The organism is Clostridium collagenovorans DSM 3089 (assembly GCF_900130005.1).
GTDB lineage: Bacteria > Bacillota > Clostridia > Clostridiales > Clostridiaceae > Clostridium_D > Clostridium_D collagenovorans.
Genome location: NZ_FQXP01000006.1, coordinates 259055 through 285860, shown reverse-complemented (window position 1 = coordinate 285860; position 26806 = coordinate 259055). Strand labels below are relative to the sequence as shown.

19 protein-coding genes are annotated in these 26806 nt (G+C 28.6%); 3 read left to right on the top strand and 16 right to left on the bottom strand.

The features are described 5' to 3' along the window. Positions 1–532 precede the first annotated feature (532 nt). The 10 genes from BUA48_RS09430 to BUA48_RS09385 all read right to left on the bottom strand — a co-directional run bounded on the left by BUA48_RS09430 (position 533) and on the right by BUA48_RS09385 (position 16184). Positions 533–1414 (bottom strand): YihY/virulence factor BrkB family protein, encoded by an 882-nt coding sequence (locus BUA48_RS09430; protein WP_072831806.1) that lies wholly within the window; start codon positions 1412–1414, stop codon positions 533–535. A gap of 533 nt (positions 1415–1947) precedes the next feature. Continuing rightward, positions 1948–5727, bottom strand: coding sequence for a helicase-exonuclease AddAB subunit AddA (addA, locus tag BUA48_RS09425; RefSeq protein WP_072831805.1), 3780 nt, complete (start codon positions 5725–5727; stop codon positions 1948–1950). After that, entirely contained in the window at positions 5727–9398 is a 3672-nt protein-coding gene (locus BUA48_RS09420; protein WP_072831804.1) for a PD-(D/E)XK nuclease family protein, read from the bottom strand. Before BUA48_RS09420 ends, addA begins: the two co-directional genes overlap by 1 nt. Before the next feature lie 440 nt (positions 9399–9838). Next, a complete protein-coding gene (ytvI, locus tag BUA48_RS09415) occupies positions 9839–10888 on the bottom strand; it encodes a sporulation integral membrane protein YtvI (protein WP_072831803.1) in 1050 nt (349 codons plus the stop codon). Positions 10889–11394: 506 nt separating this feature from the next. After that, positions 11395–12237: a DegV family protein gene (locus BUA48_RS09410; protein WP_072831802.1), complete on the bottom strand. Its 843-nt coding sequence runs from the start codon at positions 12235–12237 to the stop codon at positions 11395–11397. 24 nt (positions 12238–12261) lie between these two features. Next, complete coding sequence (locus BUA48_RS09405) at positions 12262–12843, bottom strand: TetR/AcrR family transcriptional regulator (RefSeq protein WP_072831801.1); 582 nt, start codon at positions 12841–12843, stop codon at positions 12262–12264. 332 nt (positions 12844–13175) lie between these two features. Beyond that, positions 13176–13364, bottom strand: a complete 189-nt coding sequence (locus tag BUA48_RS09400) for a hypothetical protein (RefSeq protein WP_143147695.1) — start codon at positions 13362–13364, stop codon at positions 13176–13178. A 119-nt stretch (positions 13365–13483) separates the two neighbouring features. Beyond that, positions 13484–14677 carry an MFS transporter gene (locus tag BUA48_RS09395; RefSeq protein WP_072831799.1) on the bottom strand — a complete coding sequence of 398 codons (1194 nt, stop codon included), beginning with the start codon at positions 14675–14677 and terminating at the stop codon, positions 13484–13486. Between the two features lie 288 nt (positions 14678–14965). Continuing rightward, on the bottom strand, positions 14966–15493 hold the full coding sequence (locus BUA48_RS09390; protein WP_072831798.1) for a hypothetical protein: 528 nt from the start codon (positions 15491–15493) through the stop codon (positions 14966–14968). A gap of 163 nt (positions 15494–15656) precedes the next feature. Continuing rightward, the gene (locus BUA48_RS09385; protein ID WP_072831797.1) at positions 15657–16184 is read right to left on the bottom strand and encodes a hypothetical protein; all 528 of its coding nucleotides are present in this window, start codon (positions 16182–16184) and stop codon (positions 15657–15659) included. Positions 16185–16552: 368 nt separating this feature from the next. Here BUA48_RS09385 and BUA48_RS09380 point away from each other — a divergent pair, with 368 nt between their 5' ends. Together BUA48_RS09380 and BUA48_RS09375 are read left to right on the top strand one after the other, a co-directional pair. Then, entirely contained in the window at positions 16553–17458 is a 906-nt protein-coding gene (locus tag BUA48_RS09380; RefSeq protein WP_178138967.1) for an alpha/beta hydrolase family protein, read from the top strand. Next, positions 17448–18467: an alpha/beta fold hydrolase gene (locus BUA48_RS09375; protein ID WP_072831796.1), complete on the top strand. Its 1020-nt coding sequence runs from the start codon at positions 17448–17450 to the stop codon at positions 18465–18467. Before BUA48_RS09380 ends, BUA48_RS09375 begins: the two co-directional genes overlap by 11 nt. Positions 18468–18581: 114 nt before the next feature. Here the strand turns inward: BUA48_RS09375 and BUA48_RS09370 are convergent, their stop codons facing one another. The 5 genes from BUA48_RS09370 to BUA48_RS09350 form a co-directional block, all read right to left on the bottom strand. Continuing rightward, positions 18582–19532, bottom strand: coding sequence for a serine hydrolase (locus tag BUA48_RS09370; RefSeq protein WP_072831795.1), 951 nt, complete (start codon positions 19530–19532; stop codon positions 18582–18584). A 217-nt stretch (positions 19533–19749) separates the two neighbouring features. After that, entirely contained in the window at positions 19750–20721 is a 972-nt protein-coding gene (locus tag BUA48_RS09365) for a biotin--[acetyl-CoA-carboxylase] ligase (RefSeq protein WP_072831794.1), read from the bottom strand. A 489-nt stretch (positions 20722–21210) separates the two neighbouring features. Further along, the gene (locus BUA48_RS09360; protein ID WP_072831793.1) at positions 21211–22161 is read right to left on the bottom strand and encodes a dipeptidase; all 951 of its coding nucleotides are present in this window, start codon (positions 22159–22161) and stop codon (positions 21211–21213) included. A 73-nt stretch (positions 22162–22234) separates the two neighbouring features. Next, entirely contained in the window at positions 22235–23107 is an 873-nt protein-coding gene (locus BUA48_RS09355) for a Bax inhibitor-1/YccA family membrane protein (RefSeq protein WP_072831792.1), read from the bottom strand. Between the two features lie 61 nt (positions 23108–23168). Then, on the bottom strand, positions 23169–24113 hold the full coding sequence (locus BUA48_RS09350) for an ROK family protein (RefSeq protein ID WP_072831791.1): 945 nt from the start codon (positions 24111–24113) through the stop codon (positions 23169–23171). Positions 24114–24615: 502 nt separating this feature from the next. On the opposite strand from BUA48_RS09350, the gene BUA48_RS09345 reads away from it, so the two are divergent. Continuing rightward, a complete protein-coding gene (locus BUA48_RS09345; RefSeq protein WP_072831790.1) occupies positions 24616–25782 on the top strand; it encodes an iron-containing alcohol dehydrogenase in 1167 nt (388 codons plus the stop codon). A 261-nt stretch (positions 25783–26043) separates the two neighbouring features. Here BUA48_RS09345 and BUA48_RS09340 read toward each other — a convergent pair whose 3' ends face one another. After that, on the bottom strand, positions 26044–26805 hold the full coding sequence (locus BUA48_RS09340; protein WP_072831789.1) for an acyl-CoA dehydratase activase: 762 nt from the start codon (positions 26803–26805) through the stop codon (positions 26044–26046). Between the last annotated feature and the right edge of the window lies 1 nt (position 26806).

The window sequence follows — 26806 nt, the reverse complement described above, 5'->3', positions numbered from 1 at the left end:
TTATTAAATTTTGAAATAAGACACTAAAGGTCTATATAGAATATTAATATATATTTTATCATAATATTCTAACACTTTCTACGACTTATAGCCCTTCCAGGTATTTTATATTTTAATCGCTATAATTATATCTTTCTATTATATTATAATATTACAAATATAAGGATTATTATATTTATTTTTTTAATTTAACTAATAATTTACTTTATAATTTTAAAGATAAAATACATCTAAGTTTTAATTGATTACTTGAATTTATGTTTATATATATATCTTGCATTAAATAAACTTCATTTATATTTTATAACATAAAAAAAATTAATATGTAATAAATTAGGATGATGTAGATTTAATATTGCAAAGTATATATCTCTTAATATATTAAGTTCTAATTAACATCCTGCATTTATATTAATAATTGTATTTATTCTATAATGAACATTGTATATAAAAAGAATTCAGATTCTTTATTAGAATATATATAACTAAAAGCTTGTTCTTAAATTCCTTTAAGAACAAGCTTTTAGTTTAACTATATAAGTTTTTTAGATCTTTTCAAATCCTGTAATCCATTTATTTCTCCACCTATTAAGATAACCATGGAAGTTATATAAAGCCACAACAGCAATGCTATTATGCCTCCTAGCCCACCATATATATTAGCATAATTAGTAAAGTTATTAACATAAAATGCAAAAATCTGAGATGATATAATCCATCCTAAGGCTGAAAATATAGCACCTGGTAGTACTTCCTTAAACCCTAACTTTTTAGATGGTGCGAAATGATACATTATCACAAACATAACTATTAATGATATTAACGCCATAATATATCTAAACCAATCCCAAGCATGTTTAAACACAATTGGGAAATCAAACATAGAAACTACCAATCTACCTATGTGCTCTCCAAATACAATTAAGAAAAGACTAAATAAAATAAGTACCACAAAACCTATGAATCCTAAAAATGATAGTATAAATATTTTAATAAAATGCCTTTTTTCCTTTTGTTCATAAGCTTTATTTAATCCCTTAATTATAGCCCTTACTCCACCAGCTCCACTCCATATAGAAAGTAGTCCACTAATTGCAAGTAAATCTGTTCTACTTTTAGTTAATACCTCTATAACTGTAGAATGTATAAGTTCATAGGAGTTAGTCGGCAAAACACTTTCTAAAAATATAAGAACGCTTCTAGTATCAATAGAACTCTTTCCTATTAAAGTTAGCAAAAATATTAATGATGGAAAAAAACAAAACATTAAACTATATGCTAACTGCCCACTTAAGTAAGTTATTTCATGGTTTATAAATCTCTTTACCAAGGTTATTAACCAAACAACGCCTTGTTTGAACAGCCCTTTTCCATTAGATGATAAATAATCCGCATCATCAGTTTCTCTTCCCATACATCCTCACCTCTAATCCTAACTTGATTAAAATTTTCTAAATAATTTCTTTACTTCTCTAATCTTTGCATCCCTAAATTATAACAAATTTATTTATGTAATCCAATATTAATTATTTTTTATACTTTTTTAATGTATCTTTCCTCGTATCTTAAGCTTATTTTTTAATGAACTCTCTTTAGCTTACTTTAATGTATATGTAATTATGCAAAAAATATTTATATTTTTTTAGTTTTCATAAGCTATGCAAAGTTAAAATTACTACTAAGATAGTAACTCTCAATGATTTTTTAATAAAAAAAAGATTATTTTAAAATATAAATAATCTAATGACTTAAAATCACCTGCATCTATATTTTAAAATAATCTAAATAAAACTCTAATTTATAATGTATGTTTAATAAATAACCTTATAAATAAACAATTTAACCTTAATTATTCTCTAATAAAACTCTAATTATATAATAGAAAATTAGTGTTTACTTATATATTTTATTAAAATCTTCAATACCTTTAAGCACTTTTGGATTTATTTATAGTTTAACTTCTTTTTCTACATCAAATAGATATAGATACTTTTCTGTTACTCTTTTATTCATTATAATCTCAATAGCTTTAGCATAATAATCTAGTTGCACTCTATATCTTTCTGCTATTTTATCAATATTTCCATCTTTCACTTTATCTGTTTTATAGTCTAGTAATGTTATACCCTCATCATTATCTATATAACAATCGATTATTCCTTGAATTATAATCTTCTCGTCTTCATATAGCTCTTTATCTAATTCATTATCTATTGATATACTTGGTATTTCCATATTAAAAGCTTTTTCCCTATAAACACCTTGCTTATTATTAAGCATTTCTTTGCCTAAATAAGAGGTGAAGAAATTAAAAATCTTTTTACAGTTTATTACCTTAGCTTGCTCTAAGGATATAAATTCCTTCATATAAAGCTCTTCTACTTGCCTTTCTATTTCTTCTAAAGTGCTAACTCTATTTAAATCTAAGTATTGCATAACTTCGTGGATTGCAGTTCCCTTTTCTGCTGCATTTAGTCCTTTGTATTCACTTAAAAACTTCGGTTTCTTAGCTATGGTATTTTGTTTTTTTACAACCTTATTTCTATGCTCTGCTTCTTGGAACTCATTTTCTAATTGTTCCATAGCTAATCTTTTCACCTCAGTTACAGTTAATACTGTAGGCAGCTTAGATGATTTATAATACTTATACTTAAAATTAAGCTTTTTATTTACTTCTTTATTAAATGAATTATAACTTTCTAGTTCTTCTTCTTGAACTGTGGACAGCTTTTCTTTAATACACTTAGAAATACTAATTAACTCTTCTTCTTCCTTATCTTCTATTTCCTCATTTAATATATCTATTTTTTTAAATAAGTTAATCTTCCATAAAGAAGGATGCTTATTAAAGCCATGATCAAATTCTTTTTCACATTGATTTCTAAGCTCTTCACCATTAACGTGTCTCATAACAGCTGGTACTATCCAGTCTAAATAACTTTTAGCCTTGGATGTCCTAAGCTCTGGTATCTTATTTATACTGTTATTTACTAAATCACTATAGTTTTCACAATACTTAGGTATATCCTTTACAGCACCAGTTATAATTAACTTTTCCTTTGGCCTTGTTAAAGCAACATATAAAATTCTCATTTCCTCTGATAGCGTTTCTAATTTTATCTTTTTTGAAATAGCCTTTTTCACTAAAGTAGGATAAGCTATTCTTTTTTCACTATTTATATAATCTGGTCCAAAACCAAGTTCGTGATGAAGTAAAATTTTCTTTCTAAGATCCATTAAGTTAAATTGTTTTCCTGTACCACATAAAAATACAACTGGAAACTCAAGTCCCTTGCTTTTGTGTATACTCATTATTCTTACTACATTTTCATTTTCACCTAATATCTTAGCACTTCCTAAGTCTCCACTACTTCTATTTAACTTATCTATGAAATTAATAAAATTAAATAAACCCTTGTAACTAGTTTCCTCATACTTTTTAGCACGTTGAAATAATACCTTTAAGTTAGCTTGCCTTTGTACCCCATTATTTAAAGCTCCTACAAATCCATAGTAACCAGTTTCAGTATATAAACTCCAAATAAGCTCATCAATAGGAGTATAAACGGATTTTTCTCTCCATATATTTAATTTTTCTAAAAACTCCTGAACCTTAATATTATTATCCTTAGAAAGTAATAATGCATCATAATAAGAACATGCCTTATCCTCAATTCTTATCTCTGAAAGCTCCTCTGCAGTAAATCCACCTATTGGTGATTTAAGTACAGCTATTAAAGAGATATCTTGTCTTGGATTATCTATTATCTTAAGCAAACTCATTATGGTCTGTATTTCTATGGTTTCAAAATATCCTGTAGATGTATCTGCATATACAGGTACCTCATAGTTTTTTAATTCCTCTAAAAATACTGGTGACCAATTAGAAGTACTTCTTAATAAAATTACTATATCCTTATATTGAACTCTCCTATATTCCTTTAAATGCTTATCAAAAACTTTAAATTCATTTTCATCATTATCAATTAAATCTCTTATTCTTTTAGCTACAAATCTAGCTTCAATTTGCACATCCGTTGGACGCTCTTCTAACTCTTCATCATCTATATTGACTTCTATATCCTCATCAGATTTATCAATTATATTTAATTCTATAGGCCCTCCAACTGTAGCTCCAACCTCTTCACTGGTTTTGTAATCAGCACCCAGGTTTAATGCTTCTTCTTCAGTATAGTTTAACTCTCCAACTTCTTCTGACATTATCTCTTCAAAAATATAGTTAACACCATCTAAGATTTCTTTTCTACTTCTGAAGTTTTTAAACAGCATTATTTTTCTATAAAGTTCATTTTCTTCACTTGAGTAAGTATTATACTTACTTAAGAATATCTCTGGTTTTGCTTGCCTGAATCTATAAATACTTTGCTTTACATCTCCAACCATAAATATATTAGGCACATTCTCTGAAACCTTAGAAATAGTTGTTAAGATAACTTCCTGAACCATGTTAGAATCCTGGTACTCATCTATTAAAATTTCATCATATTTTTTCCTTAATTCTAAGGCGACTTTAGAAGGAGCATAAACTCCATTATCATCCTTTATTAAGTTACCCTCTTCATCTCTGCACACAAGAATTCCTAAACAGTAATGCTCAAAATCATTAAAATCTATAATTCCTCTAAGTCTTTTCTTTTCCTTATATCTTTTACAGAATTCTAATACTAAGTTAACTAAAGCCTTCATAATCCTTGTCATATACTTAATATCATCAATACACTCTTCTTCCTTAAAGTTCTTATATTCCTCTACATAGCCATTCAATGTTTTCTTTATAGCATCTCTAGCTGAAGTTATTTGTGATTTTATATCTGGATTTTCACATTTTCTTATAGTGGGTATTCTATCAAAACTTATTCCCTTAAGTGCATTTGTGAATTCACTCCAGCTCTTCTCTAAAGCTTCCATTAAGCCTTGAATATATCCGTGCTCCACTACAAATATATTATAAAACTTTTGAAATTCTTCATATTCATTTATCAGCTCTAAGGCTTTTAAACTCTCTTCTTTTAAAGCACTCAATTCATTATGAATTTCTCTTTTTAATATATTAATCCAGTTACACCCACTTAAATTTTCATTACTTACTTCCATTTTACTTAAGCTTTCCTTAAGCCACTTTTCTGGTTCAGGCATACTCATAGAATAACCATATAACTCTAATACTAATTCCATTAAGTTATTATCACTTCTATTATCACAATAAGTTTCAACCAACTTTAGAAATTCAGAGTTACTAGCATCCTTCTCTTCATCTTCCTTATATTTTTCGTCAAAGATCTCATCTATAGCTTCTTGCTTTAGGAATAACATTTCGGTTTCATCCCCAACCCTAAACCCAGGGTCTAAGTCCGTCTCATGAAAGTTATTTTTTATAACACCTAAACAAAATGAATGAATAGTAGTTATACTAGCTCTATTCAATAAAGCAAGCTGTCTTTGAAGTCTTGGAGTAGACTCCTTATTTATTTCCTTTGCTAAAGCTTCTCCTATTCTTTCTCTCATTTCTGAAGCAGCAGCATTAGTAAAAGTAACTACTAATAATTTATCTATATCAATGTCCTTGTCATTATCCATAACCAACTTTATAATTCTCTCTACCAGAACCGCAGTTTTCCCTGAACCTGCAGCCGCAGCTACAAGTAGATTACAGTCATGGGTATCAATAGCTGCCTTTTGCTCTTTGGTCCACTTAACATCAGCCATTAAATTTCACCATCCTTTCTTTCTATCTTTAGCTCCTCATTATTTTTTTCTTTATTCCTAATAAACTGTAACTCTTTTTCTATAAGAGTCCAAATCTCCTTATCCTTTAAATCCATTATTAAATTATAATTATTATCCTTCATAACAGGATCAAAACCACATATAACAGAGTAGGTACAATAAGCACAGGATGTTGAACTTTTCCCCTTACATGGGAATATAGTTATATCTCCTGAAAGCATTCTTTCGCAAGCTTCTGCTAACTTAAATCTAACATGCTCTCTTAGTTCTTCAAACTGCTCTCTTGTTGCTACCTTTGCATAAGAGGAAAATGCTCCCTTTGAGGTTAAGGCTACCGGAAGTATTAATGATGCTCCCTCAATCTGATTATCCATTTCTCTTATGATTTTCATATCAGCAAGAACTAGACCTTTCATTTTTAACTTCTTCATTATTTCTTCTTCTATTTCTTCATCACTTAATCTAGTTTTACTTGAAATCATAGGATCATCTATTTTAAAATATAAAATTCCAGCTGGTAGTAACGGTAGTTCCGTATGATCTCCTTCCATATTCAATATAGCATCTAAATAAGTTAGTAATTGTATTTGAAGTCCATAATAAATTTCAGCTAATTTTAAATCCTTACTACCTGATTTATAATCAATAACTCTAAAATACTCCTCATCCTCAATTACTAATTTATCTACCCTATCTATTTTCCCCATTAAATATACATTTTGACCATTAGATAATTCTATTTCAATAGGTGGATATCCATTATCACCTAATCCAAACTCTATTTCATAACCTACTGGAGTGAAGTTTCCTCTCTTCATATGCTCAATAATCAAACTTATGCTTCTAAGTAAAACCCTTCTCAATCTATCCTTAAAGTAATTAAATCTTGGAGAAGATGAGAATATATATCCTGTACTTTCACCCATGGTCTCCTTAATATTTTCATCAACTATTTTTTCACACCATTCATTAGAAATTTCATTCCAATTAATATTGTTTTTATCCACATCATTGGAGAACTTTTCAATAACATTGTGCATAAAAGTACCTAAATCCGGTGGAGTAAGTTCATATTTCTTTCTTTCCTTAGCCCTTAATCCATAGTTAATAAAATATGAGAAAGGACATTCCATATACTTTTCTAATCTTGATACACTGAAATACTTATTGTCTCCATATAGTTTATCAATAATCTCTGGTGACAAATTCAAGCTTTGATTTGAGTAATCAAAACTCTTTAAATTATTCTCTAAAACTCCATGCCATTCCTCATTATCATTAAACCACTTATAAATGCTTTTCCACAAAGTAGGAACCTTCTCTTCCTCATAAATCTTATGCATCTCATTAATTAAATTATTAAAGCTAGGTATTTCTTTAATAACAGAATTCAGTATAGCTTCTTCATCATTTTTCTCAACTATGTTGCTTTCCTCTGTTAACCCTGAAAAAATAGCTTTTAACCTAGCGATTATCATAGATGGCCTCAATGCTTTTCCTTCATGATCCGCTATGGCATAACTTATTCTTAAAAACTCACTTGGCAATGTTAATGTGGTATAAACTAAATATTGCTCCTCAAATAATAGTGCTTTTGTATCCTTAGCTAACTCTAAGCCTCTTTCCTTTAAATAAGCTCTATCCGTATCTGTAAATATGCCTTCATCACTATTTGCCATAGGGAATACCCCTTCGTTAACTCCTATAACAAATAAATATTTTACGTTATGACTTCTAATACGATCTACTCTTCCCACTGTTACCTGATCTATTGCAGGAGGAATAAAGCCCATCTTATGTTGTGAAAATCCTAAGGAAAGTATCTTAATAAATTGCTCTAATGTCATAATATCTTCCCCTAAAACCTCCACCACTTGATCCATAACCTCTAATACTAAGTTCCAAATCTGAGAATACTCTCTAACTCTTTGTTGCTCCTCTTTCTCTGCAAAATAATTTATTTTTTCTTCTAAGGTTGAAATCAAGTCAATGTCTTCTAAAAACTCAAATAATGAAGTGCATAATTCCACACCCCTTTGCTCCCCTTTTACCTTATTAGAAAATGTTTTTATAGGTTGTAAGAAAACTTCTCTAAGAGAATTTATATTCTTTATTTCTTGTACTGAATTCAAAAGTTCCTTTGCCTTACTATCCTCAGTTAAGCCTACAACATCCTTAAGTGATAATTCTAAGGAGCTATCATTTATTGCACCTATCAACTCTTCCTGACTCAATTCCTTAGTCCAAGACAAAAACTCCATATATTTATCTTGTATATTAAGCTTTGATATTCCTTCTCTAATGCCATATAAGCTTAAAATTTTATTATTCCATTGCTTATTGTTAACCCACTTATCTTTTCCTTTAATTCCTGACCATAAAATATAATTTTCTAATATATCAATATCTTCTTTACGCATTGATAATAAATCAGTTTTTAAGTATCTAAATACACTCTCAAAACTCCAATTTTTCGCAAAGATATCCATTACAGAAGTTATTAGAACTATAATTGGATTAGAAGTCACTTCCTTTTTATCATCAATAAATAAAGGTATATCATATTCATTAAATATAGCCTCTATCAACTTTTCATAAGAACTTAAATCTCTTGCTACAACTGCAATATCCTTATATCTAAGATTCTTATCTCTAACTAGTTTCACAACCTCTGACGCAACATTTTCTACCTCAGAATAGACATTAACAGCCTTAAATAATTTTATTTTTTCAGTATTATATTTATATGGTACAAAAGGATATTTAACATAGTTTTCTTCAAGATAAGCTAACTCCTTATTATCTTTAAATTTAATACTTGGACAATGACTTAACTTAATAGGTTCTTCAAGTGATATGCCATAATCTCTTGCAATATCAACTAATTTATTTTCCATATATTTAACCGTAGAAAATACATTTGTGTCATCAAAGATACTTGTGCTTTCATCATAATCCATATTTAAAGTAACATTCACTCTTGATGCTCTTCTTAATAATTTACTTATAACAGTGAATTGCTGAGGACTAAATCCACTAAATTCATCTATCCAAATTTCTGCTCCATCTAATAAAGTACAAGAATCTAATTTTTCTGCAAGACGTGTTAAATCATCATCACTATCTATAGGTCCATTATTAATTATAGAATTAAAATCCTCATATATCTTTCCAATATCTGAAATCTTATTATATAAAAGCGAGTTATCCTCTGCACTATCCTTCATACTAAGTAGCTCTTCAGGAGTTACTTCATATCTTTTCATTTCATTTATAATGTCTGCTACAATAGGAACAAAACTCTCATTCCTTGCAGCTAAGTTAAATACTCTTAATTCATCCTTAAGGTTATCCATAATCTTATATATAAGCATCTGTTTCCCTGCAGCACTCATATATTCTTTAGCTATTCCTCCACACTCCTTAAAAACCAAGTATGATAATCTTTTAAAATTAGTTACTAATAAATTAGTAAAACCAGAACTCTTTAAAAGCTTTACAAAGACCTTTTCAGTTTCAAAGGACAACTGTTCTGGCACTAATAAAACCTGCAATTTATTTTTATCGTTTTTTATCGCTTTACAAATATTATTTATACAATAAGTACTCTTACCGCTTCCTGCTCTTCCATATATAAACCTTAAACTCATATACCCTACATAGTTGATATCTTACATATTAATTTAATCAACTATTACTCCTTTCAAAATTTATAAATACTTTAATAATTACTATATCTCATATAAAACCTTAACTGTCTAAATACGCTTTAACTCTACTATAAGGAACTCAATTTAATTATTCTTTACATATATTCTTTTACATTATAAAAATAATATCTATTTACCCATTTATCCTTAATTTATTAGTATTTTATCTTAATCACTAATAATTAAAAGATACATTTTTTAAATAAACTTTTATTAATAATAATTCGCAAGCAAATTAATTTCTCTAGTCTTATTGTTACCTTGTAAAGTATATTTTAAAATACCAAAATTATATTTAAAATTAAATTTATATCCTTAAATTAATTATACAATGGAAAAAAATAAAACCTAGTATTAAAACTAGGTTTTTACAAGTATATTTACAATACATTAACTTCCCGCATAGTTTTGAAAAACACCACCATAAATAAGCAGAAAAACATACCTGTTACCCCTGCAGCCTTTAGTCCTATGAATATAGCTGCTAGTACTGATACTGGATGCAATCCCATTGAAGATGATACTAGTTTAGGTTCAATTATTTGTCTAATAATTGAAACAAGTGCATAAGCAATTATAACACCAATAGCTATGGTTTTGCTTCCCATAAGCCAATATACAATTGCAACCGGTACATAAATAATAGCTATTCCAACAATAGGTAACATATCAAAGAATGCACATATTACACTAAGTATCAAAGCATATCTAACATCCAAGACCATAAATACAATCAAAGTCTCTAAAAATGTTATCATTATTATAGTAAAGTAGGAAAATAAGTAGCCACCAACCATTTCCTTTACCTTATTTATAATATTTAAAGTTGTGTCATTTTTTAATTTAGCAACTATTTTAAATCTAGAAAGTCCTTTACTCATATCCTTACTAAAGAAATATGTAGACATAACAGTAAAAAATACTACCATAATGCAATAAGGAATATTAGATAAAAATCCCAATGTCTCAGAAAGAACTTTACCTGAAATATTCATAAAACTACCTAAATATTTAGTGATAAATCCAATTAAATTATCCTTAAAGGTAAGATTTATATCTGGGATTAACTCAGAAGCCCATATATACACCCTTTCTACAAAGCTACTTATTTCATCATAATGATTTGTTATATATTCTTGACTATTTTTAGCAAGAGATATAGTCTCCGTTGTAAAAGTAACTATTACCCATGCCACTAAGCCAAAAATAATAGAAAAAAATACTAGATTAGTGATAAGGCAAGCTGCCGTTCTATTAATCTTTAATCTTTCTATTAAGTATCTAGTAGGCTTCCTTAATAATAGTGCAAATGAAAATGCTAAAATAAATGGCAATGTATACCCTATAGTTCCAAAGAGAACTATAAAGCAAAAGGTGTAAATTATAAAAAATAAAAGATACTTATCTAACTTTTCCAATACCTCACCCATCTATAACCCCCTCCTCTTCTTAATTTAAGCATTTATTTTTACGTGATTCTGTTTTATGATCTTTGGAATCCATATTGATTACTTTTCTTATGATCTTCTTGCTCTATTAGCTCATAACAGGGATAAACAACTATTGAATATTTATTTTTTTAAAACTAGGTCAATTTCACTTTATAATAAATCTCTTTATTTATTTCTTTAAAATTATACATTAATTTTAATCATATAACTTTTATTATATATACTAGATTAAAACTTAGATAGAAAAGTTTGTAAATTTTTTCTAAATTTTATTTTTCGTATCATTTACTTTACACATATAAATTTTAATATTATAAGTTTTCATATTACAACTTTAGTATAATACATAAACTTATATTAATCTTTCTACTTTGAATTTATAAAGTTATTTATCCTTAAAATAGTAAAACGATAGAAAATGATAAATTCATTTTCTATCGCTTTATATAAACTATTATTATATATGTATGTTAGTATTATCTTTATTATTCTTCAACTAAATATGCAAACCCTAATAATCCAGGTCCACTATGTACTCCACAAACAGGGGTAGTGTTACCACCAAGTAAGACTGATTTAACATTTGGTAGTGCTTGTAATTGATCTGCTAAGAACTTCATCTCCTCTTCAGCTCCACCATGTACAACATAAACCTCACCTGGCTTTTCAAACTTTGAAACAATCTCAATTAATCTCTTTATAGATTGCTTTCTTCCTCTTACTTTATCGTGAGTATCATATACTCCCTCTTCATTAACTCTAATAACCGGTTTAAGGTTTAAGGCCTCAGCAATAGTTCCGCTGATTTTACCTATTCTACCACCCTTTTTTAAATATTTTAAAGTAGCCATTACCATATAACATTCCATTCTATCTCTTAACTTAGGTAAAGCTTCAATTATTTCTTCAAAACTTTTATTCTCTTTAAGCATCTCTGCACACTTAAGAACTATTCCACCTTCTGCTAAGGAAATAGTCTTTGAATCAAATACATGACACTTTATATTTTCTCTTTCAAGACTTACAAGACGTAAAGCGTTAAACATTCCCGATAAACCTGATGAAACTGTTACTGCAATAGCGTGAGTGTAACCTTCACCCTCTAGTTTATCAAATAAGTTTTCCATATCTAATAAAGATGGTAATGATGTAGTTGGAACTTCATTTTCTAAGTTTAAGTAAACCTCTTCTGCACTTATATCCACTCCATCTCTATATTCTCTATTACTATAAATAATTCTAAAAGGTATCACATGTATATTATATTTTTCTATTAAATCCTTGGTTATATCACAAGTACTATCAGTTATTAATGCTATTTTTTGCATTTTCATTCCCCCAAATAATTTATATTATTTATCATTTGTTTCCATTTTTAATGCTTTAACTATAAATTTTGAAATAGAGTCTATATTTTCTTCATTAAGCCCTAACAAGCTTTCCATAACTAGTCCATCTATTACAGCTACAACTAAGAAAGAAAGCATTTCATAGTCTACTGATTCAACCTTCAATAGATTTTTCAGTTCATACTTTATAATTCCTCTCCATTGAGAATATTTTTCTATGAACCTACACCTTAAAGTTTCATTTCTAGTTACAGCCTCTTGTATTAAAGATAAGTGAAGCCTCCCTGTTGATCTATATCCTAATATGTCACTTATCATACTACTTAAGGTATTAAAGTCATATGTACCATAATTCAAATCCTTTATACCCTCTAATACACTTTGAGTCATATTATTAAAATATCTATCTGCAACATCTTCAATCAGTTGATCCTTAGAAGAATAATGATAATATAATGTTCCTTTACTAATACCAACTTCTTTTGCTATGTCTGCAAGGCTTGTCTTCTCTATACCCTTTGCTATTATAAGATTTTCAGTTGCGTCTAAAATCTTTTCTTGAGTGCTATTATCTGAATTCCCCATTTTTCCACCTCTCGTACGACCGACCGACTGATTATTTATCTTAGTATATCAACATTATAGTTCACAGTCAATATGAATATTTTTACTTAATATAAAAATATAAATTTTCTAAACTCTACTTTAAAATCCTGCTTCGAGAGTTATATATAACACTTAAATTTAGAATAATATACTTGTGCCTACCTGCATAAGTATCTATAAACTTCTATGCTTATTCCTCCCCAAATAATAATAGGCTGTTACAGAAAATCTTATTTCTGCAACAGCCTATTTTGAATTTACTTACATTACTATATAATTATCTATTCTTTATTCTATATAGCAATACTTCCCTAAAGTATAAATTCTATTGAATGTATGTGTTCTACGGGTACTGCCCTACCTAAAACCTCTATTGTTTCACCTTGAGCAGCAGTAGTATCTGTAATTATTTTTAAAAGCTTCATGTAATTCATATTCTTAAGTATAATTTGTGTTTCTTGTTCTGTAAAAACCTTTCTTTGACCATTTTTAAAATTCAACCCTAACCTCATAGTACCTACCTAAATAAAAATTAATATAATACCATTATATGCAAAAACCTATATTAGGTGATTTATTTCTAATAATACAAAGTTAATAGTAACATGCAATTAGAACTTTACTTAAATTTAGCGGTTCTAAATTCCTTTAATAAAATTCCTAGAATGCCCGATATTATTAATAAAATTGCTGCTACTAAATACATAACTTGGATATTAATCTTAGAACTAAAAACTGCTATAAAATAATTAATTAAAGCACTCCCTGATAAAATCAAAGTATTAGAAATAGAAATAACTCTTCCTCGATATTCATCTTCTATTTCCTTTTGATTATATCCAAAAATAGGAATTGTGGCTGAATCAACAAACCCAAATAAGGTTATAAGTACTATTGCTAAAATCGGATATTTTGTAAATCCAAATAAACTAATGCAACTTGCTGATAAAAAACATGCTATAATGAAAGCTTTACCAACTTTTTTCAAGCACATATTACCAACAATAAATAATCCTATAGAGCTACCTAAGGCAACCCCTATTTGCAATAATGAATATACAATTGAACTATTAAAAACCTCATTTGCAAGTGCGGGTATTAATCCATATATTATAGTATAAGCTATATTAGATATAAAAGTTATTAGAATAAACTGCCTTATAAATTTCTTAGATTTAATATAAAAAATACTACACTTTAAGCTAGCAAAGATACCTCTAGATTCAACTGATTTAGAAGATTCATCTAATAAGCTTGTGTTTGTTTTTATAAAGCTTACGGCTAATGCAGATATAATAAAGGTAGATGCATTAAATAATAAAACTACATATACATTCATGTACTGTGAAAAAACTCCACCTAAGCTTACTCCAACAAAGGCTGTAAAATAATTCATAAATCCATTTAGTGAAAAGGCACTTGCTATAAGATTCTCCCCTACAATATTAAATAGTATAGAAGTTATAGATGGTCTATAGAACAAATCAACAAATTCAACTACAAATATAATTAAATATAAAAAAGCTATGTTCCAATTTGCAAATATAACAAGCATTAATAATACAATGAGAACTGCTCTAACAATATCAGATATAATACAGATTTTCTTTCTGGATAATTTATCAATAATAACACCTACAAATGGACCAAATATTATTTTAGCAGTTAAAGAAAGTCCACCAACTATACCTATAGGTGCAATACTGTTTGTTACCTTTATCATATACCAAGTTATTGCAATATTAAATAGATTGTCTCCTATAGGACTAACCATATTAGATATAAAATACATAAGATAATTCCTATTTTTCAACAACTTTAAGAATGGTAAGTCTTTTATAGTAATCCCCCCTTACGATAAACTTAACTACCCCATAAAAACTGCATAAACCTAACCGATAATGTTCCAGTTAGGTTTATATACTTACTATTTCTAAATTTAATACCTTAATAACTAGTATTATATTGCATAATTAACAATAAATCCATACAACTTCTTATTCATATCTACTCTATATCTTTATCATTTAAAATTTCACTATAATTTTTTGGAAACCTATCGTAGTAATTTTATTATGCTTAAGATTTGCTATCTAGTTGGTTATCTTTTTATAGTGGCAGCAAGCTTCATTATACTGCTATTCTTATCATCTATCCAAACATTTTGGATAATTTTATCTTTCTTATTGATATGGAATGCTAAACTTTCCTTCATATCAATAGATTCACCAGAATCTGTTGTATAAACATACGATACATTACAGCTTACATAATCATAGTCAGATTTATCATCTTTTTTTACGTCACTGATTTTTATATCTTTTACTCCTGTAATGCCTTTATACCTCATTGTTTCTTCATAATTAGAAGCAATAGCAGGTCTGATTAATGAATCTAAGCCATCTTTGTTCAAATATCCTTCAAAGGCTTTTTCATAACTTTCTCCATAGTCCTTAATAAATTTCTGTATATCTTCTTTATAATCCTCACGATTTGCGATAGATTTGTAAGTTTCAGGATCTACTAACTTCTTAATAAATCCTTCATAAACATTCTCCTTCTTCCCACACCCCATCATAAAAGAAAAAACTAAACATAAACTTAAAAATAAAGAAACCAGCTTTCTCATACTGCACCCCTTTTCATGATATATACTATTAATATCATTATAATTTGTAATAACTTTTACTATTGATCTTGCTTTATATTTAATCTCTTAAAGTTTACACCATTTAATAGGTTTAACGATATACTTTTGAAACCTTCTTACCTATTAACATTTCAGTTCATAATTATCTTTTTATGGTTGATGCAAGCTTCATTATGCTACTATTATCCTTATCTATCCAAACATTTTGGATAATCTTATCTTTCTTATTGATATGGAATGCAAAACTTTCTTTCATATCAATAGTTTCACCAGAATTTGTTGTGTAAACATAAGTTACATTACAGCTTACATAATCATAGTCAGATTTATCATCTTTTTTTACGTCACTTATTTTTATGTCTTTTACTCCATTAATATCTTTATATTGCATTACTTCTTCAAATATGGAAGCAATAAAAGGCTTCATTAGTGAGTCTATTCCTTCTTTGTTCAAATATCCTTCAAAGGCTTTTTCATAACTTTCTCCATAGGCCTTATCAAATGCACCTGGATTTTCTTTGTAATCTTCAATCTTTGCAATAGATTTGTAAGTTTCAGGATCTACTAACTTCTTAATAAATCCTTCATAAACATTCTCCTTCTTTCCACAGCCCATCATAAAAGAAAAAACTAAACATAAACTTAAAAATAAAGAAACTAATTTTTTCATATGGCACCCCTTTCCATAATATACAGTATTAATTAACTTTTAAAGTAGTATATGATTTACTGTTTATTATATTATATGCCTCTATTCTTTAATATTTTGTCATATCATGGCAGAAAAAAACTTTTTCATCTTACAAATACATACATTAAATACATATATAACCCCCTTACTTATTCAAAGCAATATATTTTCAATTAAAATATATTTTTTATATAAAGTAGAATTTAAAATTTCTAGGAACATTTATAATTTATTCATTTAGAGGCAAAATACAAACATGCTTAAATTAGTTTTAATACCCTCTGTAATATAAGGTATTATTATAGTACAATAAATTTACAACTAAGTTTTACTGGGAGGGTATAATTGTGGGGTCTATAATAGCATTCTATGGTTTTATAATTAGTATAGGAATATATATAATTAATTTTCTTAAACGTAAAATTCCTATTGCTACTAGTGGCGAATTTAATCATAAAACATATATTTATAAAAAGATAGGAAAACGCCAACTTAAATTTGATATTTGGTACCCAAACTCTAAGAGGAAGAAGTTATATCCCTTGGTTTTCTTTGCTCATGGTGGTGGTTGGGTTTCTGGTTTTCGTAACCAACCAAATAATATATCTTGGTGTAAATTTCTAGCCTCAAAGGGCTTTGCTGTAGCGTCTATTGATTATAGGTTTGGTTATAAAAATTCTATGGAAGATATCTTAACTGACTATACAGATGCTTTAAATTATGTAAAAAAATACAGTGATAAACTTAAATTTGATAAAAACAAAATTATACTTATGGGACTATCAGCTGGTGCTCATTTAACCATGTGTTATGCAGCTTATAATACCGCTCATGATAATCATGATAAGATGGAGGGAATACTTGGCGTTTGCTCTTATTACTGTCCTTCTGACTTAAATGACTTGTTTCTTGATGAAACAAAATCACTTTTTGCTAAGTTTGGTGTAACTAAGACTATGAAAGGTACACCAAAAACTGAAAAGGAAATGTATGATAGGTATTCTCCTATTCACTTGATTACTGAGAAAATGGTACCTACACTTATAGTTCATGGAAAAGAGGATGTAGTTGTTCCTATTTCTTCTTCTGAGAGATTATTTAAGAAACTCCTTGAAAAAAAGGTGCCTTGTAAGTTTTTAGTTCATAAAACTGGAGGGCATACCTTTGAGTTTGTTTTAAAAGATTTGCAGACAATTCAGATACTGCAAAATACAATTAAGTTTATGAAAGGATTAGTTAAGAATGGACATTGATTTCACATATACAAAACAAGAACTAAATGATGTTTCGGGTTATATTTTTAAAGGTAAATCCTATAGATGTTCTTATACACGTTTTCCAACCCTTTATAAAAATCCAGCAAAGGGTACAGAAACCGTTGAATTATATAATTTTACACCTAAGTCTGAAGTTCGTGCTTCCACATTGGTAGTTCATGGACTTGGTAGTAGAAATGTTAAGTATTTATTATGGCTCGGACCTCACCTTGCCTCTGTAGGCGTAAATACAACAGTTTTAGTCTTGCCAGGAAATCATACAAGAGTTGAAAATAATTCTGTAAGCGGAAAAAGCTTTTTCTGGCCAGATGTTAAGGTTATGTATCAATTCTGGGAACATTCAGTAGTAGATGTATTAAGTACTATTGATTTCTTAGAGCAAAAAGGACTTTGGAAGGAAAATAACTGTTTAGTGGGTTATTGTTTAGGCGGCATGATTAGTAGCATTGTTGCTTCTTTAGATAAGAGAGTAAGTCAAACTATCTTTATGACTACTGGTGGTCATATTCCAAAAATCATGCATGAATCCTCTACAACAGCCTTTTTAAGAAGAATGTTTGCTAAGGGTGTTAAGCCTAAATATGATTTAGATAACAAAAATAAGTTATATGATATATATAATGAGCAATTACCTAGAATTAAAAATATGTCCTTTGAAGAGCTTGCTACGGATGATACAATACATCCTTTACTTAAGATAGATCCTTTATCCTATGCTCATCTTCTAGATAAATCAAAAATCTCATTTATTGATGCTTTATTTGATCAAACTCTTCCAATTGAAAGCAGAAGAAGTTTATATAAAGCTATGAATGGTGGAAGACGCCATGTTTTACCTATTACACATACTGGTTGGTTACCTTTTCAGTATTTCTTAGGTAAATACATTCTTCATAAGGTTAACTTATATACTAAGAAAACTGCTAAACAACTTCTTAAGAAACAACAATTTGATGATATTCTTACAGAGTTTTTTGATAAATAATAAAAAGCTGTCTCACTAGAAAGTATTATTACAATATATAGTATAAGTTATTTAATTAAATAACTTATACTATATATTGTCACTAAGTTTCTTTGTGAAGCAGCTTCTTTTATTTTAATACTGATTTTTATATTCATAAATATCCTTAGATAAGTTAGCCATTTTTTCATAACTTCCTGGAAGATTCTCTGTCAAAACTATTAAAGCATAAGGATTTTCTCCATCACATATCATGATATCATTTGAGTATCCATATATATCCCCAAACTTATGAAAAACCTCATCCTTAGGTAAGTATTTAGTTAACCTATCATGTTGAATTACTTCACTCATATTTTTGAAAATCAACTCATAATAAGGATTATTATCCTCATTGTAATATAGAATTTTTAAAAACTCACACAAGAACTTTGAAGTTGCATAGTTATCATCCTTAGGTAAATCCATATCAACCATGTCATTCATTACAGTTCTTAAATAATTAAATCCAATCTTTCCAATTAGCATTTGAGTAGCTATATTATCTGAATATACTATTGAATAGTTCATTAAGGTTTCTACAGTAAATGGACTACTTTTATCCATTCCCTGAAGCACTCCACAGCCATCCTCATAGTTGCTTTCATTATAATATATTAAATCATCTAAGCTTATTTTACCTTCATTTATTAAATCAGCATACACCATACTTAACATTACTTTGGTTGTACTTGCACCTAAAAACATATTTTCATCATTTAATCCTACATATATATCATCCTTTAGATTATAATACGAAACTGCAACACTTTCCTGTTCCTCTTCTGATATATACTTATTAACTATGTTTTCTATAGCTTCATTTTCTTCTTCTAATCGCTCTAGCCTTAAAACTTCATTCTTTTCTTCAAGTCTTCTATTAACTACTTCCTCACTATATTTAGCTGAGTTCTCTCTAATAGCCATTATAGATTGATTTTGCTCATATGTAATACCCCATGTATAGTTATGAATGCTCATAATCATTATGATATAAAATACGCATCCTATTATAACAGTAAAAAAAACTTCTCCCCTTGCCTTCATGTTAACCCCCATAGTTTAAAGTAATCCCTACCTTAAACTATGGGGGTAATAAAGTATTTAGAACTATCTACCCCTTCTGTTATTTATCAATTTTCCCAAATATAACTCTTATATTACTATTATATAAAAATATTCATACTTAAATCTCTAATTTTCACACTATTTTCTGTTAAACTAGCAGCTTTATAATATTTAAATATACTAAGATATCTTATTTCTAAAATCCTCTTACTGAAACTTCTCCTGATATAATTGTCTCCATTTCTCCATTTTCATTTATAACTATAAGTTCACCAGCTTCATCTATGTCTATGACCTTTACTTCTCTTTTTCCGCCTCTTTCAATCAAAAATACCTTTTCTCCAATTAACAAGGAATTTTCCTTACATACTCTTATGCTTTCACTCATATCATCCTTTTCAATAAACTCTGTATAAAGTCTTTCTAAATTATTTAGAATTCTAGCCATAAGTTCCTGTCTATTGAAATCTTCTCCTGTTGCTATTTTAAGTGAAGTAGCTATATCTCTAAGCTCTTCTGGATATTCTTCAAGCTCTATGTTTACATTTATTCCAATACCCATAACAATGTAATTAACATGATTAAGTTCAGCACTCATTTCAGTAAGTATTCCACAAAGTTTCTTTTTACTTAACAATAAATCATTAGGCCATTTTATTTTAGCATCTACTCCCATCTCCTGTAGTGCTTTGCATACAGCTGCAGCTCCTATAAGAGTTATTCTTGAAACCTTTTCTGGTATAATATCAGGTTTTAATACTACTGACATCCATATTCCCTTACCAATAGGTGAAGACCATACCCTTCCAAGCCTTCCCCTTCCATTAGTCTGCTCCTCAGAAACTACTACAGTTCCATTTACTGTATCAAATGCAATTCTTTTAGCTTCATCATTAGTTGAACCTATTGTTTTAAAATAAACTAAATTTCTACCTATACTAGTAGCTGTCAAATACTTTTCAACCTCTGAGCTAGTTAGAACATCAGCACTTTCAATTAGTCTATATCCCTTTCTCGAAACAGATTCTATTTCATAGCCTTCTTCTTTTAATGCGTTCATATATTTCCATATGGCAGCTCTGCTAACATTTAATTTTTCACTTATTAACTGACCTGATACAAAGTCTCCACCAGCACTTTTTAATAGCTTAACAATTTGTTGTTTCATATAATAATTTTCTGCTTAATACAGCTTTAGGCTTCATCAAAGATAACCATTCACCTAAAACTAAGAATTCCGTTTATTCTTAAGGTTTTTAAGCAGAGTCTCCCTTCATAATTTATATATTATATATCTCAATTTATGTATTTTCTTAAAGCTTCATACTATATATCTTAACCTTAAGCTTATGTAAATAAGCAACAGTATTTATATATTATTATAATTTAATTCCTTATTTGAAAAAACTATATTTTTAAATTTTATACCTTTAAAGCATAATTTTAACTAAAGCTTATACGTACTCTCTAATTTAAATTAAATATATAAGTTTTAATTACCAATATACATTTTGAATTTGGACTAGATTTATTTAATAATAGTTATTTCTAAATATGATGAAGAATCATTGTTGAAATGTATATATCTTAATAAAAAATCTTTTCTTATTTACTTACTGTGCATATATGCTAAATAAAAAAAGAGCCTAGCACTAGGCTATAGCTCTTTTATAACTCTTTCTGCATTTTTGTAAAAAATCTTATCTATTTCATCATCGCTAAAACCAGCTTTATTTAAACCAAGGGCTAGCTTATCCATCTCACCTATATTACTGATTTCTAAACTTCCACCTATTCCATCAAAGTCTGCTCCTATAGATAATACATCTATTCCACCTACATTTTTAATATGTTTAGCGTGATCAACTATGTGTTCTACCTTAGTAATTTTTTCAGTACTAGTTATGAAAGGTGTGCAGAAGTTTAATCCCATTATTCCACCCTTATTAGCTAAGATTTTAATCATTTCATCAGTTAAATTTCTTGGATGGTTTGTAACTTCTCTACTATTAGAGTGAGATGCTACAAAAGGCATCTTTGCTAACTCTGCTACATCATAAAATCCACCATCTGAAAGATGAGATACATCAACAAGGATTTTTAAATTATTCATTTCTTCTACTGCTTCTTTACCAAAGCTTGTCAACCCTTTATTTCTATACTTTTCATTACAATTAGGATATCCTATCTGATTTTCATAGTTCCATGTTAAAGTAATTAATCTAACCCCTAATCTATAAAAATAATTTATATTAGAAATCTTATTTTCTATAGGCTCAGCACCTTCAATAGTTAAAAATGCTGATATCTTTCCTTCTTCTTTATTTTTAACTAACTCATCATAATTTCTAGCTAAATTTATATACTCTTTATTTCTAATAAGTTCCTTATAAAAACAATCAAACATATCATTACAATGTTCAAAAGGTGTAACTCTTCTCTTTAAATATTCTTCTTGATCTATAAATAGCGCAAAAAACTGTGCAATAGAATTTGCCCTCTGTAATTTTTTTATATCCACATGATATGAATTTTCTAATAAATTCCCCTCTTTATTACTGTGAAATATCTTCCAAGCTGTATCACAATGTAAATCAATTAATCCCATGATAATCCCTCCTTCATAACACTCTGCTTCCTATTAATTATATCACGAATTCCATATTATTACTTATTAACAATCAATAAATTCGCTTCTTTAGAATCATTGGCAACTGCGTTATTGACCATAAAATACTTAAAATCATAACTGAAGCACAGTACCATTCCATAGATTTTGGAACTCCTCTGGATATAGTATTATTGATTAAATCAAAGCTCCACAAAGAAGAAATTGAAGCAAGATACATAAAGAAAAAGCTTAAAATCACTCCTACCAATTTACATTGATGTAAGTATAACATCTCTATTCCAAACAAAGAAAATATAAATGTACATAAATATGATAGTACTATAGCTAAGGTTATTACCTTAATCACCCTAGTGTATTTACCTTTAAATCTACTGCTAGATTTATATAGAAGTATAGTGGACATACTGCATAAAAACATAAGTAAAGTTGCTTGAGATAAAATGCTTTTATAAGTTATTTCAAACAAAATCATTAAAACACCTAAAATTGTTCCTATGGATAAGGACAATATAGTCCCTGTAATAACTGCACCATAAGAAAATTTAGCATTGAATCCAATAAAAATTATAGTTATAAATGTAGCTGTTATTATGTATACCATAGATTTTTCTATATATAAATCAGTTCCAGATAATCTAATCATAACAAATATCATAGCCACAAAACCTAATAAAAACAGTATAATTGCCTTTTGTGAAACCCCAAAGATACTTGCAAGTTCTTTAAATGCTCCACTTTTCAACCTACTAAATCCTATATTTAAATACTCTCCACCTTTGCCCTCATTAGTAAAATTAATAGTTCCCTTTTGAAAGATATAACTTCTTTTATATGTGGAATTGCTACTTATCCTTTTTATTTTCTCATTAGTTTTATTGTCTTTACCTGATTCTAATAACCTTTTACCTTTATCATTACACATAAAATCACCCTTACCTAATTTATAGTTACTACTATCTTATTAAGGAAGGGTTGATTTTTTGCTAATTAATTTTATGTTTTCCTATCATTGCTGCTCCAATAATACCAGCATCATTTTTAAAATGTGCTATTTTAAACTCTGGAACAGGAAAATCCTTATTATACCTAGTTTTTTCTACCTCTATTCTAAGAGCCTCTAGCAAAAATTCTCCTGCATTAGAAACCCCTCCCCCAAAGGCTATAACCTCTGGATCTATAATATTCATTATATTTAATATTCCTATGGTAAGATATTTAATAGCCCTATTAAATACCTTAAGTCCTAAAGAGTCCCCCTTCTTAGCTGCATCTATTATGATTTTAGCATTAAGTTTTGAGTAGTCTCCCTTTATGTAATTATTTATTACTTCGCTGTTTTCCCCTTCTTTTAAAAGTTTTTCAGCATACTTTATTATTCCTGTGGAAGATGCGAAGGTCTCAAAACATCCATTTCTTCCACAATTACAAGTATAAAAATTTTCACCTATAACCATATGTCCAATTTCTGAACCAATAGCATGAGAGCCATTAAATACTTGTCCATTTATTATTATTCCCGCTCCAATACCAGTTCCTAAGGTAAGTAAAACTCCATTGTCATATCCCCTCATTGCTCCAGCTTCAAATTCAGCAACTCCTGCAACGGTTGCATCATTATCTATGGCAACTGGTATCTTAAATTTCCCCTCTAATATTTCACTTAAATTAACATTTTTCCACTTAAGATTTATAATAGCTTTTACATTTCCAGCTTTATCTGCGAATCCAGGTATACCTACTCCTATTGCTTTTATATCTTCAATAGATTCTGACTTTATTTCCACTATCATTTCTATAATATCTTTTATTATAGGATCTTTTCCCCTACAACTATTTGTTTCTCTACTTTTAGTACTTATTACATTGCACTGTTCATCTACTAGTCCTACTACTATATTAGTTCCGCCTAAATCAACACCTATATACATACCCCATCTTTAGTGAAAAGCTATATTATAAATGAGCTAACACTAAACCCTCCTTTACTAAACAATAATTTTTATTTAAATTCTAAAAATACTTTATTCAATACATTTAATTAAGTAGTCAGTATCTATCATTTAAATTTATCTTTTACACATATTAATTTCATAATATAGTTTTAATATTGAAAAATATGTAATGATTTTTTGAAACATATAAACTAGTTTATATATTTTAAATTATATATTAAAGTTCTAAGTTCTTATATAGTAATTCTTACTTTTTGTTATATAATATAATAAATAAGTTACTTTTAAAATCAACTCAATTAGCAAATAATATATTTTGTTAGTTATTGAATATAAATTAATCTGTATTTAAATTATTATCGATTCTTAAAGTAATCTTATATGAAAAGTCCTGGACTACATAGATTATATATAGTCTAAATTTAAAATACAGTCTTGTGTTATATTTTACATAAGATATTAAAAGGAGATGTTGAATATGAATAATTTTTCTTATTATAATCCTACGAAGCTTGTTTTTGGAAGGGATATTATTAAGTGTATTGGACAAGAACTTGCTGCTAATAATGTGAAAAAAGTTTTAATGCTTTATGGAAAGGGTTCAATATTCAAAAATGGAGTATATGATACTGTTTCTGCTTCTTTAAAAGATAACAAAATAGAATGGGTTGAAGTTGGTGGCGTAAAGGCTAACCCTGTTATTTCAAAGGTAAGAGAAGCTATCTCCGTTTCTAGAGAAAATGATGTTGATGCTATTGTTTGTCTTGGTGGCGGAAGTGTTTATGATAGTGCAAAGGCTATAGCTGCTGCATATTACCATGATGGCGATGCTTGGGATTTATTTGCTAAAGAGGACCTTGATATATCAAAGGCTTTACCTATATATGGTGTTCTTACAATCTCTGCTACTGGTTCTGAAATGAACTCTGGTGGAGTTATTACAAATGAAGAAACTTTATCTAAATGGTCCTTTGGTAGTCCATTAGTCTTCCCTAAGGTTTCTTTCCTAGATCCTAGTATACAAAGCTCTTTACCTGAAAAACAAACTATTAATTCAATAGTAGATATATTAACTCACCTTTATGAGTTCTATTTTGATGGTACTGAAAATGTTGACTTAATGATGGGATACACTGAGGCTATTATGAAGACAACTATTGAACATGGTAAAGTTCTATTAAATGATCCTAGTAACTATGAATCTCGTGCAGAACTAGCTTTAAGTGGTACTCTTGCATTAAATAGAAGTACTGGAATGGGTCGTTCTGGTGGAGATTGGTCAACTCACTTGATTGAACATGCACTTAGTGCTATATATGATATATCTCATGGTGCAGGATTAGCAATAGTTTTCCCTGCTTGGGCTAAATATGTATATAAAGATAATCTTCCTGCCTTTGTAAGATTTGCTGAAAACATATTTAATATTAAGGAAGGTACTGATGAAGAAAAAGCATTAAAAGGTATAGATTCTGTTATTGAATTCTATAAATCTATAGGTGCTCCTACTTCTCTTAAGGATATAAATGTAGGTTTAGAGGATATAGATGCAATTACTGAAAATGCTGCTAGAATTGCTCCATTCGGAACTGTAAAACCTTTATATAAGGAAGATATATATAATATATTAAAACTTGCTTTATAGAAAGATCTATATATTATTAAAGCTTGCCTTATAAAAAACATACTAAGACTTATTTTGTAAAAAAGAAACTGTAGGTAACTAAATTGCCTACAGTTTTAATTTTTGTATATTGTATTCGATTTGTATATTAAATTTGTGTATTACATTTAATTTTTGTATATTATAATTTGTATACCAACTTATCTGTATATTAACTTATTTATATTTCTAAAAATTCTCTTTAAATTTCTATAGTAGATTTAATACTTTAATTTTATTAATTTACTTTTTAAGATTCTTAGCTAATAAAGCCGCTCCCATTGCTCCAGCATGATGAGCTAATTCATGAGTCTTTACTTCTGCACCTAACTTCTCACTTAATCTTTCAAGTATATAAGGACATTTACTTAGTCCTCCAGTTAAGTAGTAATTCCCTGAGTCTCCATGCTTTCCACAAAGAGAAGAAACCTTACTTACAACGGAATCTATAACCGCAAAGCAAATATTTTCTCTCTTTTCTCCGCTTCCTATTAAGCTTATAACCTCAGACTCTGCAAAAACTGTACACATAGAGCTAATGCTAACACCGCCCCCCTTAGCTGCAAGTTCACATAACTCACCAATGCTAAGACCTAAGGCATTTCCCATTATCTCTATGAATCTACCTGTTCCAGCAGAACATTTATCATTCATTATAAAGTTAGTAATCATACCATTTTCCACAGTTATAACCTTAGTATCTTGTCCACCTATATCTATAACCGTACAACTATCTTCATATAAGTATGCTGCACCCTTACCATGGCAAGTTATTTCAGTAACTGCTTTATCTGCATAAGGAACTGATACCCTTCCATAGCCTGTTGCAACTACTTTTCTGTTTTCTTCATTAATTCCCATTGTCGTCAACTTTTCTTCTATGCTCTTAGCCGTATCAATACTGCTCCATCCTGTTGGCATTAATAAAGTTTCTTGTAAATTCTCGTCATTAAATATTGCAACCTTTGCTGCTGTAGAACCAATATCTATTCCTATATAGTACATT

What these genes read in the sequence shown, in the direction of transcription:
- BUA48_RS09430 (WP_072831806.1), bottom strand. Translation starts at nt 1,414, where the DNA reads ATGGGAAGAGAAACTGATGATGCGGATTATTTATCATCTAATGGAAAA.
- addA (WP_072831805.1), bottom strand. Translation starts at nt 5,727, where the DNA reads ATGGCTGATGTTAAGTGGACCAAAGAGCAAAAGGCAGCTATTGATACC.
- BUA48_RS09420 (WP_072831804.1), bottom strand. Translation starts at nt 9,398, where the DNA reads ATGAGTTTAAGGTTTATATATGGAAGAGCAGGAAGCGGTAAGAGTACT.
- ytvI (WP_072831803.1), bottom strand. Translation starts at nt 10,888, where the DNA reads ATGGGTGAGGTATTGGAAAAGTTAGATAAGTATCTTTTATTTTTTATA.
- BUA48_RS09410 (WP_072831802.1), bottom strand. Translation starts at nt 12,237, where the DNA reads ATGCAAAAAATAGCATTAATAACTGATAGTACTTGTGATATAACCAAG.
- BUA48_RS09405 (WP_072831801.1), bottom strand. Translation starts at nt 12,843, where the DNA reads ATGGGGAATTCAGATAATAGCACTCAAGAAAAGATTTTAGACGCAACT.
- BUA48_RS09390 (WP_072831798.1), bottom strand. Translation starts at nt 15,493, where the DNA reads ATGAGAAAGCTGGTTTCTTTATTTTTAAGTTTATGTTTAGTTTTTTCT.
- BUA48_RS09385 (WP_072831797.1), bottom strand. Translation starts at nt 16,184, where the DNA reads ATGAAAAAATTAGTTTCTTTATTTTTAAGTTTATGTTTAGTTTTTTCT.
- BUA48_RS09375 (WP_072831796.1), top strand. Translation starts at nt 17,448, where the DNA reads ATGGACATTGATTTCACATATACAAAACAAGAACTAAATGATGTTTCG.
- BUA48_RS09370 (WP_072831795.1), bottom strand. Translation starts at nt 19,532, where the DNA reads ATGAAGGCAAGGGGAGAAGTTTTTTTTACTGTTATAATAGGATGCGTA.
- BUA48_RS09365 (WP_072831794.1), bottom strand. Translation starts at nt 20,721, where the DNA reads ATGAAACAACAAATTGTTAAGCTATTAAAAAGTGCTGGTGGAGACTTT.
- BUA48_RS09360 (WP_072831793.1), bottom strand. Translation starts at nt 22,161, where the DNA reads ATGGGATTAATTGATTTACATTGTGATACAGCTTGGAAGATATTTCAC.
- BUA48_RS09355 (WP_072831792.1), bottom strand. Translation starts at nt 23,107, where the DNA reads ATGTGTAATGATAAAGGTAAAAGGTTATTAGAATCAGGTAAAGACAAT.
- BUA48_RS09350 (WP_072831791.1), bottom strand. Translation starts at nt 24,113, where the DNA reads ATGTATATAGGTGTTGATTTAGGCGGAACTAATATAGTAGTAGGACTA.
- BUA48_RS09345 (WP_072831790.1), top strand. Translation starts at nt 24,616, where the DNA reads ATGAATAATTTTTCTTATTATAATCCTACGAAGCTTGTTTTTGGAAGG.
- BUA48_RS09340 (WP_072831789.1), bottom strand. Translation starts at nt 26,805, where the DNA reads ATGTACTATATAGGAATAGATATTGGTTCTACAGCAGCAAAGGTTGCA.